Raw genomic sequence first — 22,670 nt, 5'->3', positions numbered from 1 at the left:
AGGACACTGGTGTTGCCAATCGTGACCACGTCGCCCGGGGTTGTGGCGGTGGTCCGACCGGTGGCTTGACACACTGGGGTCGAGAGGGCGGGAGGTGCCATGGCCGAGCCGATCGAGGCGGTGCTGGTGGAGGCCGCGCGGCTCACCGCGGCCGGACGACCGGGCGAGGCGGTCGACCTGCTGCGCCCGGTGCTGGTCACCAATCCGGACAGCTCCGAGGCCTGGTGCAGGCTGGCGGCCGCGCTGCTGGACTCCGGTGACCACCAGTTGAGCCTGGACGCGGCCAAACGGGCCATCACCCTCGGTGAGCGGTCCTGGGCGCACCGGCTGGCCAGCCTCGCGCTGGCCGAGATGGGCAGGCACGACGAGGCGGTCGTGTCCGCCCGCGAGGCCGCCCGGCGCGACCCGGGCGACTGGCGGTCCATGGTCACCCTGTCCGAGGTGCTCGGCGCCGCCGACCCGGATGAGTCGCTGGCCGCCGCGCTGATCGCCGCCGAGGTCGCCCCCGAGGTGCCCCGGGTGCACGAGGTGCTCGGCCTGGCCGCCACCCGGGTGCGCGACGACAACCTCGCCCGCCGCGCCTTCACCGACGCCCTGCTGCTCGACCCGGGCAACACCGAGGTCAAGGCCCGGCTGGACCGGCTGCCCCGGCCGGTCACCGTGGTCAAGTCCACCCGCCCGGCCCGCTCGGGCGGGTTCGCCCGCAGGCTCGGCGCGGGCGCGGACTGGACCGACCCGGGCGAGTCCGCCGTGCCGGGGGAGGTCGTCGCGGCCAAGACCAAGGCCGAGCCAGTGATCGTGCCCGTGGTCGAGCCCCTGGTGGACACCGTGCCGCAGGCGGGCACCCGGCCCGAGGCCGAGACGAGCGGGACACCGGAGCCGGGTGCGGCCCGGCCGTCGTGGACGGTCGAGTCGGAGTGGCGGCAGCGGATGTCGTCGGTGTGGCCAACGCCGGTAGCGGAGCCGGAGATCGAGCCGGTCATCCCGGTCACCGCCGAACCCGTGCCGGTCGAGCCGATCGCCGCAGAGCCGATCGCCGAGGCCGATGTCGCGGCCGATGTCGAGGTCCAACCGGAACCCAAGGGGGCCGGGGTCTCGGTGCGGCCGGGGCGCGGCGAGCCCGCGGCGGCGCGCCGGGAACCGGGTGGGTTGCTGACCGGTGATCCGGAGCCGTCCGCGAAGCGCACCCGGGAACTCCCGACCGTCCAGGACGACGGCGCCCTCCCGGTCGACCTGGGCGCGGTGGCCACGCAAGCGCGGCGGCCCGGGTACACCCGGTCGCGCCGGGTGACGTTGTGGCTCATTCTCCGCCGGTGCGCGGGCTGGCTGACAATTGGGTCGTTTGTCCTTTTAGTCGCCGGAATGCCACAGCCGAGTCCACTACTGGCCTGGTTCGCCCTCGCCCTGGTGCTGTTGGTCGGCGGCGCGGGCTGGTTCGGATATCGAGCCATCCCAGCGGCCGAGCGGCCCACCCCGCGTGATCTGGTCGACCACGTCCCGTTGGTCGCCGCCGGGGTGGTGCTGCTGCTCCTCGGCCTGGTCATGCTGGTGGTGTGGCTGCTCGCGCTGGCCGTCGGCATCGCCGGGACCGGGCTGCTGGTGCCGACCGCGGTGCTCGGCATCGGGTCGTCCACTGTGGCCTGGTTCGGGCTCTGGCGTATTCGGACTGTCGCTCGCTAAAGTGCGCGGGTCGGTTTTCACTGGGGGAACCACGGGCGGTTTGCGTCCCCGGGTTCGAACAACGTGCTAGGGGATAGTCGTGCGCGGTTTAGCCGGGTTGTTGCTGGTCTACGGGTTCGGTTCGGCGGTGTTGAGCTTCACCGGCATCCAGTTCCGGCTGTTGTCGTGGGCGGACCCGTACCAGCCGGGCATGGGTCTCGGCATCGGCGCGCTCGGCGTGTTGATCATCTTGCTGGTGACGGTGTTCAGCAAGGACAAGCAGCACCAGCCGGGCCCGGTCCCGCTGCCCCCGCCGCCCGGCCAGTCCTACGCGGGCCCGCAGCCCGCGTTCGACCAGCAGCAGGGTCTCGCCCCACAGCAGGGCTTCGCGCCGCCGCAGCAGCCCGGGTTCCCGCCGCAGCAGGGGTACCCGCAGCCCGGCTATCCGCAGACCGGTTACCCGCAGGCAGGCTGGCAACAGCCTGGGTACCAGCAGCCCGGCTACCCGCAGCAGCAGCCGGGGTACCCGCCGCCGGTCGCCCCGCCCGTCGCGCAGATCCCCGGCCAGCAGCCGCCCGGGTACCAGCAGCCGCCCGGCGGCCAGGGCTTCGGGCCGCGCTAGCGCCCCGACCGGCCCCGGTGCCAGACTCGCCCGCGACTTCGAGGCGGACGTGAGGGCTGATGGCGGGGCACGCGCAGTACCAGAACGAGATCTACCTGCGGGGCCTCGCCGACGAGGTGCCGCCGTTCACCACCGACCCGACCCGGGTCGAGTCGGTCGCTGAGGCGGCCATGCAGCCCGGCCCGTTCGGCTACGTCGCAGGCGGTGCCGGGTCCGGTGACACGGTGCGCGCCAACCGGGAGGCGTTCGCCCGTTGGCGTCTCGTGCCGCGGATGCTCGCCGACGCCACCACGCGCGACCTGTCCACCACCGTGTTGGGCACGGAGATGCCCGCGCCGGTGTTGCTCGCCCCCGTTGGCGTCCAGTCCATCGTGCATCCCGACGGGGAACTCGCCACGGCACGCGCGGCCGCCGCGCTCGGGGTGCCGATCGTGCTCTCTACCGCGTCGTCTTACCCCATGGAGGATGTCGCGGCGGTGGGCGGACCGCGCTGGTTCCAGCTTTACTGGCCGAAAGAGCCGGACGTGTGCGCCAGCTTGCTGCACCGCGCTAAGAGGGCTGGTTACCGCGTTCTGGTCGTCACCCTCGACACCTGGACCCTCGCTTGGCGCCCGCGTGACCTCGACCAGGCGTACCTGCCGTTCTTGCGCGCTACTGGTGTCGCCAACGCGTTCACCGACCCCGCTTTCTTAGCCGGGCTGGAGAAATCGCCTGCCGAGGACCAGGCGATGGCCGTCCTGCGCTGGGTTTCTCTCTTCACCGGCACCGACAAGCGCTGGGATCAGCTCCCGTTCCTGCGCGAGCACTGGGACGGCCCCATCGTTCTCAAGGGCATTCAGCACCCCGACGACGCCCGCCGCGCCGCCGACGCGGGCATGGACGGCCTGGTCGTGTCCAACCACGGCGGCCGCCAGGTCGATGGCGCCCTCGCCTCGCTGGACGCGTTGCCCGAGATCGTGGCCGCCGTCGGCGACCGGCTGGAGGTCCTGTTCGACTCGGGCATCCGCACCGGCGCGGACGTGGTCAAGGCGCTGGCGCTGGGAGCGAGGGCGGTCCTGCTGGGGCGGCCGTACGTCTACGGCCTGGCACTCGGCGGCGAGGAAGGGGTCCGGCACGCGGTACGCGGGCTGCTGGCCGACCTGGACCTGACGCTGGGCCTGTCCGGCCACCGCACGCCCGCCGACCTCACTCCGGCCGCGCTCCGCCGGGTCTGAGCGCTACTTCGCGTCCGCGTAGCAGGAAACGGCGACGGCGGGCAGCGGGAACAGGATCGAGGAGTCCGGGAACACCAGGGAGCTCGCCTCCCGCGCCGACGCCCCGATCTCCTCGACGACCGCCGCCGCGTCGTCCGACGGGCAGTGGACCATGACCTCGTCGTGCTGGAAGAAGACGATGTGCGCGTCCGGGGCGGTCGTGGTGAGGCGGCGGCGCAGGGTGGCCAGCGTGGTCAGCGCCCAGTCGGCGGCGCTGGCCTGGACGACGAAGTTGCGGGTGAACCGGCCCCAGTCGCGGGCGGCTTGGCGGCCCGCGCGGTCGGTGGCCTCGTCGCCGGTCGCGGTGGTGCGCTCGTGCCAGGCGTCGCTGGGCGGCGGGCTGGTGCGGCCGAGGCGGGACCGGACGACCCGGCCGTCCTCACCGGCGCGGGCGGCCTGCTCGACGTAGTCGACGGCGGTGGGAAAGCGTTTGCGCAGCACCGCGAGCAGGGGACCGGCCTCGCCGCTGGTGCCGCCGTACATGGCCGACAGCATGGCGATCTTGGCGCGCGGGCGGTCGTCGGCGAACGCGTCGGCGGCCAGGCTCGTGTAGAGGTCGTCGGTCGCGCAGACCTCGGCGAACCGCTGGTCGCCGGAGAGCGCGCCGAGCACGCGGGGTTCGAGCTGGCTGGCATCGGCGACGACGAGGGACCAGCCCGGGTCTGCGCGCACGGCGGTGCGCAGCGCCTTGGGCAGTTGCAGGGCGGCCCCACCGCGGGTGGCCCAGCGGCCGGACACGACGCCGCCGACGACGTACTCGGGGCGGAACCGGCCGTCGTCCACCCACGAGTCCAGCCAGGTCCAGCCGTGCGCGACCCACAGCCGGGCGAGCTCCTTGTACTCCAGCAGCGGCGCCACCGCGGGGTGCTCGACCTCGCGCAGCACCCACGCTCGCGCGGACGGGATCTCGACCCCTTCGCGCGCGAACGCCTTGACGATGCTTTGCGGGTTGTCCGGGTTGATGGGGCGACCGTGGAAGGCCGCGCCGATCCGGTCGGCGAGGGCGGCGAGCTTCGCGGGCCGGGCGCCCGGGGTGGGGCGGGGGCCGAGCACGTCGGTGAGCAGGTCGGTGTGGACGTCGGCGTGCCAGGGCAGGCCGTGGTGGGTCATCTCGGCGGCGGCCAGCCCACCGGCGGACTCCGCGGCGGCCAGCAGCCGCAGCCGGTCGGGGTGTGCGGTGGCGGACAGCCTGCGCTCCTGGTCGGCCAGCACGTCGGCCGCGGCCAGCACCGGGTCGGTGCCGACCGGCGTGGTGCCCCGGTCGGGCTCGAACAGGGTGGGCTGCTCCCCCCTGGTGACCGGGCGCGGGTCGGCGGGCTCGGGCAGCCCGCGCGGTCGGGCCCAGGCGGCGGCCAGGTTGCGCGGGCGGCCGGGGCGCTCCTCGAAGGCGAGCAGGATGCCCTCCACCAGGGACAGGTCGTGGCACCGTCCCAGCCGGACGCCCGCGCCCAGCAGCGCCGGGTAGGACTCGTCCAGCGCGGGCAGCACCCAGCGCGGCGCCTCCCGCCGTTCCAGCTCGGCCATCCAGGCGGCGAGGTCGGGTACGTCGACCGGGGCCGATCCGGGCAGCAGCGCCCGCCCGGCGCCCGCCGTTCCCGGTACCACGATGACCCGCACGTCCGGCATTGTTGTTCATGACCACGACAACGCGCCCGTAGTTGACGCGCGAGTAGGTCCCACGGCATCGTGTTACCACCCGGTAACACCTTTGGGAGGCGTCGGTGAGCCAGTACCTGACCCGAGTCCGCGACCTGGTCGGCCGCGTCGCCGCGCAGGGCGCCACCGTCATCCGGAGCGTGGACGTCATGCACCGGGCCGGGCTGGTCCCGCTGGGCAGGCCGGACCACGTGCTCACCGCCATGATGACCACCCGCAGGCTCGGTCCCATCGCGGGCGCGGCCCGGGTCGCCGCGAACCGGGACGCGGGCGCGGTCGGGCTGGTCGACGAGCGCGGCAAGCTCACCTTCGCCGAGCTGGACCACCGGTCGAACGCGTTGGCGCGGGCCTTGGTCGGCCGGGGGGTGACACCCGCGTCGGTGGTCGCGCTGCTGGCCCGTGACCACCGGGGCGCCGTGGAGACGATGCTGGCGACTGCCAAGATAGGCGCACGGCTGTTGCTGATGAACACCGGCTTCGCGCGTCCCCAGCTCGTGGACGTGGCCCTGCGCGAGGGGGTTACGGCGTTCGTTTACGACCAGGAGTTCAGCCCGCTCGCCAGTGCTTTACCCGGTGTGCTTCTCCGCGTTCTGGCGTGGACGGACGGCGACCCGGCGGGCGTACCGACTCTGGAAGGCCTCATCGCCGAGACCGAAGACAGCCCCATCCCAACCCCTAGGCAGCCCGGTAGCACTGTCCTGCTCACCAGCGGCACCACCGGTACACCTAAGGGCGCTCCGCGGCAGGTGAGGTCACCGTTGGCCGCAGCGCATTTCGTCGACCGGATCCCGTTGCGCGCCAACGAGGCCACCGTGCTCGCGGCGCCGTTGTTCCACGCCACGGGCTATTCGCAGTTGACGCTGTCGCTGGCTCTTGGCTCAGCCGCAGTCCTACGGCGTCGGTTCGACCCATTGGCCGCGCTCGCTGCCATCCAGGACAACCGGGCCACCGCGCTGGTGGTGGTGCCGACGATGCTGCAGCGCATCCTCGACCTCGGCGACGACGTGCTCGCCGGGTACGACACGTCCAGCCTGCGCATCGTGTTCACCGCCGGATCGGTGCTCTCGCCGGAGCTCGGCAACCGGGCAACCCGCGCGTTCGGCGACGTCATCCACAACCTCTACGGCTCCACCGAGGTCGCGGTCGCCGCGGTGGCCACCCCGGAGGACTGGCGGGCCGCCCCGGGCACGGTCGGTCGCGCCCCGGTCGGCTGCCGGATCGCCCTCTACGACGCCGGGGGCAGGCCGGTCACCCGGCCGGACGTGACCGCCCGGGTGTTCGCGGGCAGCGGCCTGGCCTTCGGCGGCTACACCGACGGCGGCACCAAGGAGGTGATCGACGGCCTGCTGTGCACCGGCGACGTCGGCCACTTCGACGCCGCGGGCAGGCTGTTCATCGACGGCCGGGACGACGACATGATCATCTCCGGCGGCGAGAACGTGTTCCCGGCCGAGATCGAGAACCTGCTGGTCGAGCACCCCGGCGTGGTCGAGGCCGCCGTCATCGGGGTCGCCGACGCGGAGTTCGGGCAACGGCTCAAGGCGTACGTCGTGTGCGAGCCGGGGGCGGTGGTGACCGCTGAGGACCTGTGCGGGCGCGTGCGGGCGAACCTGGCCCGGTTCAAGGTGCCGCGCGAGGTCGTCTTCCTCGACGAACTGCCCCGCAACGCGACCGGCAAAGTCCTGCGCAACCGACTGGTCGAGCTCGGCTGACCGCGCGGTCCAGTCGGCCGCGGTCCCGCGTCTGCGCTAACTTAACCGACGGGTAACTTCGCGGCAGGTGGAGGGAGACCGTTGACCCGCCAGAACATCCTGATCACCGGGGCCAGCGCCGGGCTCGGCGCCGAGATGGCCCGCCAGTTCGCCGCGCTCGGCCGCACCCTGGTCCTCGCCGCGCGGCGCACCGACCGGCTCGCCGAGGTCCGGCAGCAGTTGCTGCGCGCCAACCCCGGGATCACCGTGCTGGTGAAGGCACTCGACGTCACCGACCACGACGCCGTGTTCCGGGTGTTCGCCGAGGCCAAAGCCGAGTTGGGCACCCTGGACCGGGTGGTGGTGAACGCCGGTCTCGGCAAGGGGCAGCCGCTCGGGACCGGCTACTTCCACGCCAACAAGCAGACGGCGGAGACCAACTTCGTCGCCGCGCTCGCCCAGTGCGAGGCCGCGATGACCGCGTTCCGCGCGCAGGACGCCGGGCACCTCGTCGTCGTGTCGTCGATGAGCGCGATGCGTGGGCTGCCGCGCACCATGTCGACCTACGCCGCCAGCAAGGCCGGGATCGCCGCGTTGGCCGAAGGCGTGCGCGCCGACACGCTGCGCACGCCGATCAAGGTGACCACGTTGTTCCCCGGGTACATCCGGTCGGAGATGAACGCGCGAGCGCGTAAGACACCGCTGCTCGTCGATACGGAACCCGGTGTGCGAGCGATGGTGCGCGCCATGGAACGCGAGGTCGCGACGGCGTGCGTGCCCGCGTGGCCGTGGACCGTCGTGGGTTACGCCATGCGTTTCCTGCCGCTGCGCGTAGTGGCGAAGATCGCGTGAAGGAGGCTCATGGCACGGCCACGGATCGATCCCGTCGTCTGGCGGGCCCCACGAGCTGGTCGAGGCCCACGCGGCTCGACGCTACCGCCGCTGACAGTCCTACCGGCGGGCGGTAAAGGGACTGAGGACGTACTCGTTGATGCCTCGGGGTGTGTGTACACCGGGGTTGAGGACGGCCGCATCCTCCGCATCACAGCGGAAGAGGTCACCGTTGTCGCTAACACCGGCGGTAGGCCCCTCGGCTTGGAGTGGTACCCCGACGGTCGGTTGGTTGTCTGCGACGCCGCCCGTGGCTTGTTGCTTGTGGACGGTTCAGACATAGAAGTCTTGGTGTCTGCCGGACCCGGCCTCCGCGTGTGCAACAACGCCGCTGTTGCCCCGGACGGCACGATCTACTTCACCAACTCAACCGACCGCTTCGATTTGCCCTACTGGAAGGCCGACCTCCTCGAACACACCGGCACCGGCCGCCTGCTCCGCCGAGACCCGGACGGCTCGGTCGACACCCTGCTCACCGGCCTCCAGTTCGCCAACGGCGTCGCCCTGGCCCCCACCGCCACCCACGTCGTCGTCGCGGACGTCTGGAACTACCGCCTCCGCCGCGTCCACCTCACCGGCGCCCACCAGGGCCACGCCGACGTCTTCGCCGACAACCTCCCCGCCTTCCCCGACAACATGTCCACCGGCACCGACGGCAACCTCTGGATCGCCATGGCCGCCCCACGGGACCCAGTGGTGGACCTCCTCCTGCGCACCCCGCCCTTCCTCCGCAAACTCCTCTGGCGCGTCCCCGAACCCCACCACCCCAAACCCCGGCGGATCACCTGGACCCGCGCCCTGAGCTTCGAAACCGGCGCCGTCGTCCACGACTTCCACGCGCAGGCCCGCGATTTCCGCATGGTGACCGGCGTGCGTGAAGTTGGGGGGCGCGTGTACCTGGGCAGCCTTGAGGAATCCACCATCGCCCACTTCGACATCCCGAGCCACTGACCCTCTCCCGCCTGCTCATCTCCTGCCGCTCCCGCCCCACGCAGCCATCCCCGCCCACCCCCGCCCACCCCCGGCCCGCCACCATGCGGACCGCTTCGTCCGGTCGCTGCGGCCCCGTAACCGCCTGCAGGTGAAGCGCAACCGTCGTTGACGGCTGTCCACAATGCACTCCGCCATCCACCGCTTTCGCCTGCGGCCCTTGACAACCGGCCCGCTTTGCTACGTTCAGAGATGGGCCCCCGGCCCCCGGGTGGGTGGGCCCCTGTCTGCACCCCGGCGGCGTTGACGTCAAGTACCTGCCGGGACTCGTCCGGTGGATATCGAACTCGCGTTTGCCCACATGGCATTCGGTTGTCCACAGCCCGTCGCCCGTCCCTCTTGACAACCCGCGTTCCGCGCTACCGTCAGGAATGGGCCCCCGGCCCCCGGGAGGGCGGGCCCCTGCTCGCACCACGGCGGGGTTGATGTCAAGTACCCGTCGGGACTCGTCAGGTGGATGTTGAACCCACCCTTGTCCACAAGGTGTTCAATCACACTCGCCGTTTTCCACAGGGTGTTCAGTTGTCCACAGCTCAGCACGGCTTCCTCTTGACAACTCACGATCCGCGCTACCGTCAGGAATGGGCCCCGGTGCCCCGGGTGGGCGGGCCCCTGCGTGGCGCCCGGGGCCAATCGCGGCAAGGTGAGGGTGGGTGGGGCTGGGGCGCGGTCGGGTGAGGGTGGGGAGGGGTGGTTCACGGGCGGGTGATTAATGCAGCGCCAGGTGGGAGTGGCGTGGGTGGGTGGGGTTTGGTGGTGGGGTTGGGTTTTCGGGGGACCGAGTGATGGGCCCGTTGGTGGCGACGGACGGCGATGGTGCTGCCCGAGGTTCACCGAAACAGGCGAGCGCTGGGCTCGATCGGGCGGTGTGGATCACCCGGTCAGGTGGTTGGGCGGCGAGCACCGCCGGGGGCGGGGCACGATCGACGGAGGGCCACCGCGGGGTTGCGGTGGGTGATCATCGGGGGAGACTCGACAATGCGGAAGTTCATGCGGGCGTTGGCGGTTGGGATCGCGCTGGTGCTCGTCGGGGTTGGGGGGATGGCGCGGGCCACCGAGGACCCGGGGCGGGTGGTCGGCGGAGTTCGGGCGCCGCAGGGGATCTACCCGTGGTTGGCGCGGTTGTCCATGGGGTGCGGCGGGTCGCTGGTGGCGCCGAGCGTCGTCCTCACGGCGGCGCACTGCGTGGCCGGGACGGGGCCGGAGACTCGGATTCAGGCTCTCTTCGGCACGGTCGACTTGGCGAGCACGGACGCCACCGTGGTCAACTCCGCGTCGGTGTACCGGGCGCCGGACTACACGACGGCGGGGAAGGGGAACGACTGGGCGTTGATCAAGTTGGCCCGGCCGTTGTCGTTCCCCGTGGTGAAGCTCGAACCCAGTGTGGTCGGCGCCGGGCCGTTCCGGGTCATGGGTTGGGGCGCGACCCAAGAGGGGGGTGAGCAGCAGCGGTACCTGTTGCACGCCAACGTCCCCTACGTCGACGACACCACGTGCGGGAAGCTGTACACCAAGTTCGGGTACTCGTTCGTGCCCGCGGCCATGCTGTGCGCGGGAGTGGTGGGCACCGGCGGCATCGACACCTGCCAGGGCGACTCGGGCGGGCCGATGGTGGCGGTGGACACGGCGGGCGCCTGGCGGCAGGTCGGGATCGTCAGTTGGGGGGTGGGGTGTGCGCGGCCGCAGTTCCCCGGCGTGTACACCGAGATCGCGGACTACTACCAAAGCATCCAGTCCGCGATCACGGCACTCTCCTGACCGTTGCCCGTCCGGACGGCGACGTCAGGATGAAACCTGGGGCGGCGATCGGGCCGCGCGAGGCACGCCGACCTGCCACAACGGTGGGAAACACGCGACATACCGGACAGCCCACCGCCAAGCAAGCCCTTGGTGTCCGGGTCCGTGGCCTGGTTTGCTTACGCCCGAGCGCGTACCCGAGCGGGTGCCGCCGGTGAGCGCTGGAGGCCGCAGATGACCGCGACCGTCGAGGACAGCAGCAGCACGGGACCGAAGCCGATGTTCGGCTCGCCCCGCGCGCACTGGCCCCAGGTCGGCACGTACCTGTTCATCCTCGTCCCGTTCGCCGCGCTGGTCGCCGCCGTGCCGCTGGCGTGGGGGTGGGGGCTGGGCTGGGTCGACGTGCTGCTCGCCGCCTTCTTCTACACCTTCACCTGCCTCGGCGTGACCGTCGGCTTCCACCGGTACTTCACCCACGGCTCGTTCAAGGCGAAGCGGCCGGTGCGGGTCGGGCTGGCGATCGTCGGCAGCATGGCGCTACAGGGGCCCGTCCTGCACTGGGTCGCCGACCACCGGCGGCACCACGCGTTCGCCGACCGCGAGGGCGACCCGCACTCGCCGTGGCTGTTCGGCACCTCGCCGATGGCGCTCGCCCGCGGGTTCTGGCACGCGCACATGGGCTGGGTGTTCGACCGGCAGCTCACCAACGCCGAGCGGTTCGCCCCCGACCTGCTCGCCGACCCCGACCTGCAGCGGGTGCACCGCCAGTTCGGCCTGTGGACCGCGGTGACCCTGCTCGCCCCGGCCGCCCTCGGCGGCCTGATCACCTGGTCCTGGTGGGGCGCGGTCACCGCGTTCTTCTGGGCGGGCCTGGTGCGGGTGTCGTTCCTGCACCACGTCACCTGGTCGGTCAACTCGATCTGCCACATGATCGGCGAGCGGCCGTTCCGGTCCAGGGACAAGGCCACCAACTTCTGGCCGCTGGCGGTGCTGTCCATGGGTGAGGCCTGGCACAACCTGCACCACGCCGACCCCACCTCGGCCCGGCACGGCGTGCGGCCCGGCCAGGTCGACATCTCGGCCCGGCTCATCTGGCTGTTCGAGAAGTTCGGCTGGGTCTCCGAGGTCCGCTGGCCCACCCCGCAGCGGTTGGCGAAGCTGGCGGTCAAGTAGGTGCCGCGCACGGCCACCGCCGAGCGCCCCGACCGCGATGGGCTGCTCGCGTTCCTGCGCGCCCGCGACCGCCTGGTCCTGGTCACCACCCGGTCCTCGGGCGAGCCGCAACTGTCCCCGGTGACCTACGGCGTCGACGCCGAGGGCCGGGTCACGATCGCCACCTACCCGGCGCGCGCCAAGGCCGTCAACGCCCGCCGCACCGGCACCGTGTCCGCCTGCGTCCTGTCGGCGGAGTGGAACGGCCCGTACGTGCAGATCGGTGGCCAGGCCGAGGTGCTGGCGCTGCCGGACGCCCTGGAACCCCTGGTCGACTACTTCCGGTCGATCTCCGGCGAGCACCCGGACTGGGCCGAGTACCGCGCCGCCATGGTCCGCCAGGGCAAGTGCCTGATCCGGATCACCCCCACCTCGTGGGGCCCGATCGCGACCGGTGGTTTCCCACCGGGACTGGTCGGCTGAGCCGGAACCGGCCCGCCCGGCGCACTGGTTTCCGCACCTCGGCACTACTATTCCTGCAGGTGATGACGTCACCCGAGTTGCCCGGGACGGTTGGCGGGTGTGCCGCCGAAACGTAGGTGAACGACGCTGAATTGCGCCCGCCTCATTCAACCGATCATGTACTCGCTCCATCCATCGGGTGAGTGCTGATTGCGGTCGGTAACGAAGTGCTCCATTCGGCCGATCGACCGGGTATGTCGGTGGAACTGAGGGACCTGGCGTGGGCCAAGGCCGCCGAGGAGCACGCTCGGCGGGCGCGGGCGGGTGGTGGCGGACGGCTGCGGGTGGCCCGACCGGAGGAGACGGCCCGGGTGGCCTACCCCGGGCCGCACTGCGTCGACCGGGCCGACCGGCGGGAGTCGGCGTGACCGCGAGCGCGCGGCCGGAAACCGCCGCCTGAAACAACGCATCATTCACTGAATCAGACGCATTTTCCGTGTGTTGTTGCGCACGGGCTCGCGTCGCGCCCGGATCGCGGACAACAATCGGGATAGGGTCGGCGAACTCGAGCGGTGCGCCGCCGTGATCGTTTTCCAGTTCGGTCGCCCACCCGGTCCCGGGTCGACCCGCGCGCGATGGAGGGTTCGTGCCGCACCCGCGCGAGCAGTTGTCGGTCACCACCCGCGGCACCCGGTCCGCGGTCGTGGTCAGCGCGGTCGGCCGGATCGACATGACCACCGAGCGGCCCTGGCGGGAGCAGGTCGAGGACGCCTGCTCGGAGAACACCGTCAAGCGGCTCGTGGTGGTCGACCTGGTGCAGGTCACCTTCCTCAGCGTCGGCGCCGCCCCGCTGGTCGTCCGCGCGCACTACCACTGCCTGCACCGGGGCAAGGTCCTGCGGGTCGCCGCCCCGCTCGGGCCTGCCCTGCACACCCTCCAGGTGACCGGCGTGCGCGACCTGGTCGCCGTCTACCGCGACCTCGACGCCGCGCTCGAGCCGGGCACGCTGTCGCCGTGGTGATCTATTCCGCCCGCCTTTCGGGTCGGGAGTCCCATATTGGGTCCAATGGGTGAGTTGATGTTGAGAATGCCGACCCGGATGTGAACCCGGCTTGTTTTTCGCCGCCACTGTCAGTCCATTGGGTGACTGCGAACCTGTGATTGTGGGTGGCAAGAACGCTCGGGGTGACCGGGTCGGACCGTGATCATCCGGTCACCGTCGGTGTTAGCTGGTAGCCGTAGGTAACGCACGACCACGGAACCAGCAAGCCAGCCAGCCGGAGAGGACACCCAACCGATGAACCGTCACCTCACGCGGATCGCGGCCGCCGTCGCGGTCGCGAGTGTGCTGACAGCGACCGGGGCGGGCTTGGCGGCGGCCGCCACCACCCCCGTACCGTCGGCCGACCAGTCCGGCACCATCACCGCCATCCACGACCTCACCGCGGCCTCCACCGAGATCGCCGGGTCCACCACCAACGAGACCGCGCTCGCCCAGGGCATCGGCACCCTGCGCGACGTGCTCAACCACGTTCGCGGCTGCGGCGCGGGCACCCTCGCCGACCCGGCCGACGCCAGGGCCGCCCAGATCCAGCAGATCCTGCCGATTCCGGGGGTGGTCGACCCCGCCCTGCTGTCCAGCCTGCTCGACCTGGTCAACACCCTGGTCACCGCGCTGTACGCCACCCTGCCCGGTGTCGTCCCGAGCGGCCTGTTGCCGACTCCCGCCGTGGACCCCGGCTCCCCGGTGGACATCCCGGACCTCCCCGGCCCGGTCACGCTGCCCGGCACCGGGGCCGACACGAACCTCCCGGACGTCACCGCGCCCGGCGACACCACCGCCACCCCCGGCGCGGTGACCGATGACGTGACGGCCGTCCCCGGCGACGTCGCCGCGGTTCCCAGCGACGTGTCCGCCGCGACCGGAGACGTGTCCGCGGTGCCCGGCGCGGTGACGGGCGACACCTCGGCCGCGACCGGTGACGTGTCGGCTGTCCCGGGTGACGCCGTCGACGTGGTGGGTACCGCGATCGGGGTGGACTCCGAGCAGTCCACCGCGGGCCTGCCGGTCCGGCCCGACCCGGCGGACCTGCTGCTGCCCGCCGCCGTGTCGCTGCCGACACTGCGGCCCTGAGATCCCCGGCGGGTCGATCCGCCCCGCCGAGCCGCCGCGTCGCGAACCGCGGGCGGTGCACGACCGCCGAGCCCCGGTGGCCCACAAGGCCCCGGGGCTCGACCCTGCGCTGGGGCTCGACCCGGAGCGCTGGCCGCGGATCGGTCCTGTCCACGGTGTTCGTTGGGGGTATTTGGTCGTTCGGCACTGCCGCCAGGGACGGCGTGGGCCGGTCGAGACGTGGTCACCGTCCTGGGTGGAGCCACTACTAGGCTCCCGGTATGCGCCGCGTCACCGGGAAGCAGGTCGTCCAGGTCGACCGGGCCGAGTTCGCCGCCCTGCGCGGCCGCTACACCGCCGCGCTCCTTGATGTCGGTACCGGTGACGGCAAGCACGCGCTGCACTTGGCCCGTGCCCACCCCGATCTTCTGGTCATCGGTCTGGACGCCGCTACCGACAACATGCGCCGGGCGGCCACCAAGGCCGCTGCCAGCCCCAAGAAGGGCGGCCTCCCCAATTTGCTCTACCTGTGGGCCGCCGCCGAACAGCCCCCGGCTGAGCTGTCCGACATCACCGAGGTGCACGTCCTGATGCCCTGGGGCAGCCTGTTGCGCGGTGTCCTCGGCTCAGACCCGGCGATGCTCACCGCTCTGGCCGCGCTCTGTGCGCCCGACACGCCTTTCCTCATCACCCTCAACCTGCACGCCTGGCGCCCGCCGGTCCCGGAGGTCGGTACCCATCCCGAACCCACCCCGGACTCGGCCGCCGAAGACCTCGGCCCCGCGCTCAAGGCCGCCCACTGGCACCTCCACGCCGCCGAGTACCTTGACGACGCGGGCATCGCGGCGTTGGCCACCTCGTGGACCCGCCGGCTGAACTCGTCTCGCGACCGCTTGGACGTGCTAGCCCTGCGCGGCCTGATCAACCCCACCTGAGCGTCCCACCGACGGGCTACTCCACGCCCAGCACGAAGTCGTACGCCTGTTTGCGCGACCAGCCCGGTTGGCCGCTCAACGCGCGGACCAACGACGTTGACGACACCCCTTCGGCCTTCAACGACGTGAACAGGGCGCGAGGATCGACGTCGGCCTCGGTGAACGAGTTGGTGCGGGCGAGAGCGCACCACACCGTCCCGGATCCGGGGATCGCCTCGATGTCCGAGACCGCTCCGGACATCGGCCGCTCGTCGAACGGGAGCACCGCGGCGTGGGTGGTCCCGGCGAGCCGGGTGGCGTCGGCCAGCCAGCGGGGGAGTTCGTCGGCGGGGCAGGTGAACACGACGTGTGCGTGCTGGGTCGTCGCCGCGACCTTCATGACCTCGCGCCGGGGTAAACCGGGCACCACGACCACGGGCGCGGGTTCGAGCACCGCGGCGACGGTGAGCTCCGGCGGCAAGCCGAGGACCTCGTCGGCCGCCTCGGCGAATGACTCCACAGTGGACACCTGGAGGGTCCGGCCCACCCGCGTGCTCAACGAGTAGCCGAGACCCGTGACCAACGCGCGGGCAGCGGAGTCGGTCGCGGAGATCGAGTCGGCGGCGGCGCACTCGGCCACGAGGCGGTCGTCGGGATAAGAGGCTCGATACAGCACCGAATACCGGTCTGGCGTTGGCGCGCGAGTCACCACGACATCGATCTCCGCGGCCGGGTCTGCGAGCGCGTCGACGAGTGGGCGGGGGAAGTCGGCCGAGGACAGGTCCGCGTTGGTCGCGAGGGTGTTCGGCAGCCGGTGCGGGCTGCGCCGGATGACGAAGCTCGCCCCCGGCCGCCACCGCGAGTTCGCCAGCGCGCGCACGGACACGCTGAGCCCGGCGACGCTCAACGTCACCTCGACCGGTCCCGCGACGGCGCCGACCGGCCCGCCAACCGGCCCGACGATCTTGGCCGCCACCCCGACGACGCAGGTGGCGCGGCCGGTGATGTCCGGGTCGGCGGTGACCTCCAGGGTCTTGCCGTGGGTCGCCCGGATGTCCTGGTGGCCGCGGCAGCGCAGGCGCAGCAACTCGGTGGCCAAAGGGGTCCCCTCTCCGTCGACGCCAGTCTACCGATGACCTAAGTGGACAGTCCGCACCCCGGCGGCGATCTCCAGGTCCTCCCGGGACGGCACCACCAGGGTCCGCACCGGCGCGCCCGGGGCCGTGATGTCGAACTCGGCGGCCCCGGTCACCCGCACGCCCAGGTGGTCGAGGCGGGCGGCGACGGCGGTGCGGACGGCGGCTGAGTTCTCCCCGACGCCACCGGTGAACGCCAGCACGTCGAGTCCGCCCGCGGCCGTGGTCATGGCCGCGACGCACCCGGCCAGCCGGTGGATGTACACGTCGAAGGCGAGCCGGGCGCGCGGGTCGTCGTCCAGCGCTGCCTCGATCTCGCGCATGTCGGCCGTTCCGGCCAGCCCCAGCAGTCCGGACTCCTTCTCGAGGGCGTTCGTGACCTCGTCGATCGGCATCCGTTCGGCCAGCCACAACACCAAGCCGGGATCCACCGACCCCGAGCGCGTCGCCATCACCAGCCCTTCCAACGGCGTGAACCCCATGGTCGTGTCGACGCTCTTACCGTCCACGATCGCCGTCACCGAGGCTCCTGCACCTAAGTGACAGGACACGACGCGACTGCCGTAGGCACCTGCCTTCTTGGCGCAGTACGCGTGTGACAGGCCGTGGAAGCCGTAGCGGCGGATTGCGTACCTCTCTCGCCACGCTGACGGGAGCGCGTACGTGGAGGCGTAAGAGGGGATGGTGGAGTGGAACGCGGTGTCAAAGCAGGCGACGGCAGGAACGTCAGGCAGCACGTCCTGCACCGCGTCCAACCCGGCCAACGATTTCGGTTGGTGTAACGGCGCCAACTCCACCAAGTCGTGCAGCGCGGCCTTCACCCGCGCGTCCACGAGGACCGGTGACGTGAACTCCGCCCCGCCGTGTACAACTCGATGTCCCACGGCGTCCGGACGGGGCCAAGAGCGCAAGGTGGCCGCGATGTCGTCGGTATCCGAGACATCGGCCGTGGCCTCGACAGCGTCATCTGCGCCGAGTAGCCGTAACTTCAAACTCGACGACCCCGCGTTGACTACTAGTACGCGCACGGTCAGCTCCACGTCCATTGGGCGATGGCCGGGTCGTCCTCACCGTGTTGACGCGTATAGAGCCGTGCGGCCAGCCGGGCGTCGAACATGCGTTGACGCAAGAGCGCCGCAGAGCCGGCGAGAGAGGGAACCCGGTCGATGACGTCCATGACGAGGTGAAACCGGTCGAGGTCGTTGAGCATGACCATGTCGAACGGTGTCGTGGTCGTCCCTTCCTCCTTGTAACCGCGCACGTGGATGTTGCCGTGGTTGGTGCGCCGGTAGGTCAACCGGTGGATGAGCCACGGGTAGCCGTGGAAAGCGAAGATCACCGGCTTGTCCCGGGTGAACAACGCGTCGAATTCGCGGTCGGACAGCCCGTGCGGGTGCTCGGACGCGGGCTGCAGCCGCATCAGGTCGACCACGTTGACCACGCGGACCCGCAGGTCGGGCTGGTGTTCTCGGAGCAACGCGGCCGCGGCGAGGATCTCCAGGGTCGGGATGTCGCCCGCACAGGCCAACACGACGTCCGGCTCGCCGTCCGCCGTGCCCGCCCACTCCCAGATGCCCAGACCACGCGTGCAGTGCGCCACGGCCTCTTCCATCGTCAAGTACGTCAACGCGGGCTGCTTACCGGCGACGATGACGTTGACGTAGTGCCTGCTGCGTAGGCAGTGGTCGGTCACGGACAACAATGTGTTGGTGTCCGGCGGCAGGTACACCCGCGTGATCTCGGCCTTCTTGTTCACGACGTGGTCGAGGAACCCGGGGTCCTGGTGGCTGAACCCGTTGTGGTCCTGCCGCCACACGTGCGACGACAGCAGGTAGTTCAGCGACGCGATCGGCGCCCGCCACGGGATGGACCGGGTCGTCTTCAGCCACTTCGCGTGCTGGTTGAGCATCGAGTCGACGATGTGGATGAACGCCTCGTAGCTGGTGAACAGGCCGTGCCTGCCGGTCAGCAGGTAGCCCTCCAGCCAGCCCTGGCACAGGTGCTCGGACAGCACCTCCATCACCCGGCCACCGGGCGCCAGGTGGTCGTCGCCGGGCACGGTGGCCGCGTTCCAGGCCCGACCGGTCGCCTCGAACACCGCCGCCAGCCGGTTGGACGCCACCTCGTCCGGCCCCATCACCCGGAACGTGGCCGGGTTCCGCCGGATCACGTCCCGCAGGAACCCGCCGAGCACGCCCGTGGCGCTGCTGGTCGCCGCGCCCGGCTTCTCCACCGGGACGGCGTACTCGCGGAAGTCCGGCATGGCCAGGTCGCGCAGCAGCCGCCCGCCGTTGGTGTGCGGGTTGGCGCTCATCCGCCGGTCGCCCACCGGGGCCAGCGCGCGCAGCTCCGGGACCAGGGCGCCGGCCTCGGTGAACAGCTCCTCCGGGCGGTACCCGCGCAGCCACTTCTCCAACTGCCTGCGGTGGCCGGGGTCCTCGCGCGTGTTCGCCAACGGCACCTGGTGCGCCCGGAAAGTGCCCTCGACCTGCGTACCGTCGACCGCGCGCGGCCCGGTCCAGCCCTTCGGGGTGCGCAACACGATCATCGGCCAGGCCGGGCGGGCACTCGTCGGACCGGACTTGACCGCGGCGATCTCGTCCAGCACCGCGTCCACGGTGGTGGCGAACGCCTCGTGCACCGCCATCGGGTCGCTCCCGGCCACGAAGTGCGGTTTGTAGCCGTAACCACGCATGAGCGCGGCGAGCTCGTCGTCCGGGACGCGCGCCAGCACCGTGGGGTTGGCGATCTTGTAGCCGTTGAGGTGCAGCACCGGTAGGACTACCCCGTCCCGCTTCGGGTCGAGGAACTTGTTCGAGTGCCAGCTCGCGGCAAGAGGACCGGTTTCCGCCTCTCCGTCACCGACGACGCAGAGCGCTATCAGGTCCGGGTTGTCGAACACGGCGCCGAACGCGTGCACGAGCGCGTACCCCAACTCGCCACCCTCGTGGATGGACCCAGGCGTCTCCGGTGCCACGTGGCTGGGGATGCCACCGGGGAAGGAGAACTGCCGGAACAGCGCGCGCATACCGTCCACGTCCTGGCTGACGCCGGTATAAACCTCGCTGTAGGTGCCCTCCAGGTACGCGTTCGCGACCAGCCCAGGACCACCGTGACCGGGGCCCGCCACGTAGAGCATGTTCAGGTCCCGCTGCCGGATGGCCCGGTTCAGGTGCGCGTAGACCAGGTTCAGACCCGGCGTGGTGCCCCAGTGCCCGAGCAGGCGCGGCTTGATGTGGTCGGGCAGCAGCGGCTCCCGCAGCAGTGGGTTGTCCAGCAGGTAGATCTGCCCGACGGACAGGTAGTTGGCGGCACGCCAGTAGGCGTCGATCCGGCGGAGGTCGTCATGGGTCCAGGACGGCATTTGGCGTCTCCCTCGACTGGTCCCACCCCACGCTAGCGGCGCTGATGCGGAAGGGCAGAGTCAGTCACCCCGCCCGGTGGAGTGCTTTCGACCCTTGATCCGGTCACGCCAAGAGGGACGCCGCGTGGTCGGGTACCTGGTGCTCCACGTCCCGGGGTGGGCGGGTGTAACCGGTGTCGGTAGGTCGCTCGGGCAGCACAAGCGGTTCGCGGGCCACCGGCTGCCACGGGACACTGGACAGCAGGTGCGCGATCATGTTCAACCGGGCCCGGCGCTTGTCCTCGGCCTCGACGACCAGCCACGGGACGGTCTCGGTGTCGGTGTGCACCAGCATGTCGTCGCGGGCCCGCGAGTAGTCGTCCCAGCGGGTGATCGACTCCAGGTCCATCGGGGACAGCTTCCACCGCTTCAGCGGGTTCTCCAGCCGCTCCCGGAACCGCCGCTCCTGCTCCGCCCTGCTCACCGAGAACCAGTACTTGCGCAGCAGGATCCCGTCCTCGACCAGCAGGTTCTCGAAGATCGGGCACTGGCGGAGGAACCGCTGGTACTCCAGCGGCGTGCAGAACCCCATCACCCGCTCCACCCCGGCCCGGTTGTACCAACTGCGGTCGAGCAGGACGATCTCACCGGCGGCGGGCAGGTGGTCGACGTAGCGCTGGAAGTACCACTGCGTGCGTTCCCGCTCGGTCGGCGTCGGCAGCGCCACGATCCGGCACACCCGGGGGTTGAGGTGCTCGGCCACCCGCTTGATCGTGCTTCCCTTGCCCGCCGCGTCCCGGCCCTCGAAGACCACGACCAGGCGCGTGCCGCTGGTGCGCACCCACTCCTGGAGCTGGACCAGCTCGCCCTGCAGCCGCAGCAGCTCGGTCTCGTAGATCTCCCGGGGGAACCGCTTGCTCTTGGCCATGCCCGACAGTGTTCCGCGCCGCCGGGCTGATCGCATCTACTTGGTGACCTGGTAGATCGTCGAGTCCACGTTCCGGTACACCTCGCGCAGCCCGGTCACCCGGTCCAGGTCCTGCAGGCCGCGTGCCACCGGGGCGTACGGGTCGGCCTTCACCGAGCCCTTGCTGACGAACACGTAGCTGATGTCCAGGTTGTCCACGGCTCGACGCACGGAGCTGTCCGTGTCGTACTGGTTCAGCCTGCGCAGGATGACCTCGGCGTCGTTGCTGCCGTCCTTGCGCGCCGGGACCGGTCCGATGACGGAGACCTTGAACAGCGGCTGCACGCCGTCGATCGCCCACATCCACGGGGAGCCGTCGTGCGGGTCGTTGGCCACCACGGTGCCTGCAGGCACGTGCTGGGACAGCCAGGCCATCGCGTCTTCCTTGGTGTGCGACACGACCGGGCCGTCCAGGTAGAGCCACCGCAGCCGGTCGGTGTTGCGCGGCAGGTAGAACCCGCGGCTGAGCGCGCCGAACACGAGCAGCACCACGGCCAACGACACGATCGGGACCAGCGCCCGGCGGCGGTCGCCCACCACCGCGGTCGCACCCGGGTCGCCTGCCTCGGCTGACTCAGTGAACTCGGTGGGCCGGGTGGACTCGGCGCGCGGCTTGGGCCGCCACACCTTCGTGACCAGGGCGGCCAGGCCGTCGCGCGCGGTGACGACGCCGATGGCGGCGAGCACGATCAGACCGGGTGTGGTCAGCGCGGCGATCCGCCACGGGTCGTTCCACCACGGCCTGCTCAGCGCCCGGGTCAACGGGGTCGAGTAGCCCGCGACCATGATGTAGAGGACGGTGAACGCCAGGCCGCCGAGCAGCCACCAGTACACCGGCCGGAACTTCGCCTTGCGCACCCCGATCAGCCCGACGACCAGGGCGGCGGTGAACCACCACGCCGGGTACCAGGCGCTGTACGGGCCGGACCAGGCCGGGTAGCCGACCGCCCGGGACGCGCCGAGCAGCCTGCCGAACCCGTCGGCGGGCATCGACGTCGGCGGCCACACCACGTCGTCGGCGGACACCGAGATGCCCAGGAACGCGGTTATCTGGTTGAACCCGAACAGCACCGCCAGCACGACGATGCCCACGCCCGCGGCCAGGTCCGGCAGGATGCGCTGCCTGCGGGTGATCCAGTGCTGGATGAGCAGCAGCCCCGCGAGCAGGATCGCGGCCACGGCCACACTGGAGTGGATCGCCAGCAGTCCGATGGCGCCCAACGCCGTCGCGAACAGGTGGCCGAACCTGCGCTCCAGCAACGCGCGGTGCAGCAGGGCCAAGAACCCCGGCACGAGGGCGATACCGGCGACGAGGGGGAAAAGCGGACCCCACACCTGGATGTCGTAAGGGAACGTGGTGACCGTCGAGGACAGGATCGCCGTTACCGCTGTCAGCGCCGGGCTGTTCGTGCAGACCTTCACCAGGATGGTCATGCACAGCACGAACGAGCCGATGACAAGACCGTTGGCGACGTCCAAAGCGGGCACCACACCGAAGCCGCCGATTTGCCGCACCAACGCGACAAGAGCGTGGAACGCGTTCGGGTAGAAGTACGACGACGCGTCCGGGTCGGTCAGCACCTTCAACGCCGACGGCGCCGACTGCCCGGTGTCCGAGATGAACCGGATGGCGTTCGCGTGGTACGCCGCGTCAAACCACTGCGGTACGGCGGAGAAACCGCGAGAAGCGCGGTAAGAGGCGAACAGGCCGATACCGCCGCCGAGGAGAACACTGGCCGCGACCGACAAGTGGTGCGCGCGAGACCACGGTGGACGCACCGGCTCCCGCTCGACCCAGCGGCCGTCCCACCGGCGCAGCAACCGGCCGACGCCGAACCCGATCGCCGCGATGACCACCGTCGTGGCCAGCACCGTCCACGGGCTCCAGGTGATCCCCAGCTTCGGCAGCGTCGGCGCCGCGACCCCGATGACCCCGTAGGTCACCACGGGGGACACGCCCCACAGCAGCCACCCGCGCAGACCCACCGCGAGCCCGACCAGCAACCCGGGCAGGATCATGACCGCGCCGGTGGTCAGGACCAACAACACCATCTCGCCGATCGAGATCAACTCAGAACTCCACG

Annotated in this window: 19 protein-coding genes; 13 read left to right on the top strand and 6 right to left on the bottom strand. The window is 71.1% G+C overall.

Annotation, left to right across the window (positions count from 1 at the left end; genetic code table 11):
- Positions 1-99 precede the first annotated feature (99 nt).
- The 3 genes from H504_RS38290 (at position 100) to H504_RS0101550 (ending at position 3,495) form a co-directional block, all read left to right on the top strand.
- The gene (locus H504_RS38290) at positions 100-1,680 is read left to right on the top strand and encodes a tetratricopeptide repeat protein (RefSeq protein ID WP_051385385.1); all 1,581 of its coding nucleotides are present in this window, start codon (positions 100-102) and stop codon (positions 1,678-1,680) included.
- Between the two features lie 79 nt (positions 1,681-1,759).
- The gene (locus tag H504_RS38285; RefSeq protein ID WP_157440149.1) at positions 1,760-2,281 is read left to right on the top strand and encodes a hypothetical protein; all 522 of its coding nucleotides are present in this window, start codon (positions 1,760-1,762) and stop codon (positions 2,279-2,281) included.
- Between the two features lie 59 nt (positions 2,282-2,340).
- Positions 2,341-3,495, top strand: a complete 1,155-nt coding sequence (locus H504_RS0101550) for a lactate 2-monooxygenase (RefSeq protein WP_026421317.1) — start codon at positions 2,341-2,343, stop codon at positions 3,493-3,495.
- Positions 3,496-3,498: 3 nt separating this feature from the next.
- Here the strand turns inward: H504_RS0101550 and H504_RS0101545 are convergent, their stop codons facing one another.
- Entirely contained in the window at positions 3,499-5,160 is a 1,662-nt protein-coding gene (locus H504_RS0101545) for a bifunctional 3'-5' exonuclease/DNA polymerase (protein WP_051385384.1), read from the bottom strand.
- 179 nt (positions 5,161-5,339) lie between these two features.
- On the opposite strand from H504_RS0101545, the gene H504_RS0101540 reads away from it, so the two are divergent.
- From H504_RS0101540 to kamB, 10 genes are all read left to right on the top strand, one after another.
- Positions 5,340-6,902 (top strand): AMP-binding protein, encoded by a 1,563-nt coding sequence (locus tag H504_RS0101540; protein WP_211239240.1) that lies wholly within the window; start codon positions 5,340-5,342, stop codon positions 6,900-6,902.
- Between the two features lie 81 nt (positions 6,903-6,983).
- Positions 6,984-7,733 (top strand): SDR family oxidoreductase, encoded by a 750-nt coding sequence (locus H504_RS0101535; RefSeq protein WP_026421314.1) that lies wholly within the window; start codon positions 6,984-6,986, stop codon positions 7,731-7,733.
- 9 nt (positions 7,734-7,742) lie between these two features.
- Entirely contained in the window at positions 7,743-8,723 is a 981-nt protein-coding gene (locus H504_RS0101530; RefSeq protein ID WP_084467288.1) for an SMP-30/gluconolactonase/LRE family protein, read from the top strand.
- A 1,017-nt stretch (positions 8,724-9,740) separates the two neighbouring features.
- Complete coding sequence (locus H504_RS0101525) at positions 9,741-10,520, top strand: S1 family peptidase (protein ID WP_026421312.1); 780 nt, start codon at positions 9,741-9,743, stop codon at positions 10,518-10,520.
- A 213-nt stretch (positions 10,521-10,733) separates the two neighbouring features.
- A complete protein-coding gene (locus tag H504_RS0101520; protein WP_026421311.1) occupies positions 10,734-11,672 on the top strand; it encodes an acyl-CoA desaturase in 939 nt (312 codons plus the stop codon).
- Positions 11,673-12,134, top strand: a complete 462-nt coding sequence (locus H504_RS0101515) for a PPOX class F420-dependent oxidoreductase (protein ID WP_026421310.1) — start codon at positions 11,673-11,675, stop codon at positions 12,132-12,134. It abuts the gene before it with no gap.
- A gap of 239 nt (positions 12,135-12,373) precedes the next feature.
- Positions 12,374-12,541, top strand: a complete 168-nt coding sequence (locus H504_RS40745) for a hypothetical protein (protein WP_157440148.1) — start codon at positions 12,374-12,376, stop codon at positions 12,539-12,541.
- Between the two features lie 218 nt (positions 12,542-12,759).
- Positions 12,760-13,134 (top strand): STAS domain-containing protein, encoded by a 375-nt coding sequence (locus H504_RS38280; protein ID WP_051385383.1) that lies wholly within the window; start codon positions 12,760-12,762, stop codon positions 13,132-13,134.
- Positions 13,135-13,410: 276 nt separating this feature from the next.
- Complete coding sequence (locus H504_RS0101495) at positions 13,411-14,247, top strand: hypothetical protein (protein ID WP_026421309.1); 837 nt, start codon at positions 13,411-13,413, stop codon at positions 14,245-14,247.
- A 260-nt stretch (positions 14,248-14,507) separates the two neighbouring features.
- Positions 14,508-15,161 (top strand): 16S rRNA (adenine(1408)-N(1))-methyltransferase KamB, encoded by a 654-nt coding sequence (gene kamB, locus H504_RS32805; RefSeq protein WP_035302981.1) that lies wholly within the window; start codon positions 14,508-14,510, stop codon positions 15,159-15,161.
- Between the two features lie 16 nt (positions 15,162-15,177).
- On the opposite strand, the gene H504_RS0101485 is transcribed toward kamB, so the two are convergent.
- The 5 genes from H504_RS0101485 to H504_RS0101465 all read right to left on the bottom strand — a co-directional run bounded on the left by H504_RS0101485 (position 15,178) and on the right by H504_RS0101465 (position 22,656).
- Positions 15,178-16,239 (bottom strand): DUF371 domain-containing protein, encoded by a 1,062-nt coding sequence (locus H504_RS0101485; protein WP_026421308.1) that lies wholly within the window; start codon positions 16,237-16,239, stop codon positions 15,178-15,180.
- A 27-nt stretch (positions 16,240-16,266) separates the two neighbouring features.
- Entirely contained in the window at positions 16,267-17,322 is a 1,056-nt protein-coding gene (locus tag H504_RS0101480) for an acetate/propionate family kinase (RefSeq protein ID WP_026421307.1), read from the bottom strand.
- Complete coding sequence (locus H504_RS0101475; protein WP_026421306.1) at positions 17,307-19,640, bottom strand: phosphoketolase family protein; 2,334 nt, start codon at positions 19,638-19,640, stop codon at positions 17,307-17,309. Before H504_RS0101475 ends, H504_RS0101480 begins: the two co-directional genes overlap by 16 nt.
- Before the next feature lie 103 nt (positions 19,641-19,743).
- Positions 19,744-20,547, bottom strand: a complete 804-nt coding sequence (ppk2, locus tag H504_RS0101470) for a polyphosphate kinase 2 (protein WP_026421305.1) — start codon at positions 20,545-20,547, stop codon at positions 19,744-19,746.
- A 36-nt stretch (positions 20,548-20,583) separates the two neighbouring features.
- Complete coding sequence (locus H504_RS0101465) at positions 20,584-22,656, bottom strand: DUF6541 family protein (RefSeq protein ID WP_035302979.1); 2,073 nt, start codon at positions 22,654-22,656, stop codon at positions 20,584-20,586.
- Between the last annotated feature and the right edge of the window lie 14 nt (positions 22,657-22,670).

It is taken from the genome of Actinokineospora inagensis DSM 44258 (assembly GCF_000482865.1).
In the GTDB taxonomy this organism is placed as follows: domain Bacteria; phylum Actinomycetota; class Actinomycetes; order Mycobacteriales; family Pseudonocardiaceae; genus Actinokineospora; species Actinokineospora inagensis.
This window is presented reverse-complemented; position numbering and strand designations above follow the sequence as displayed.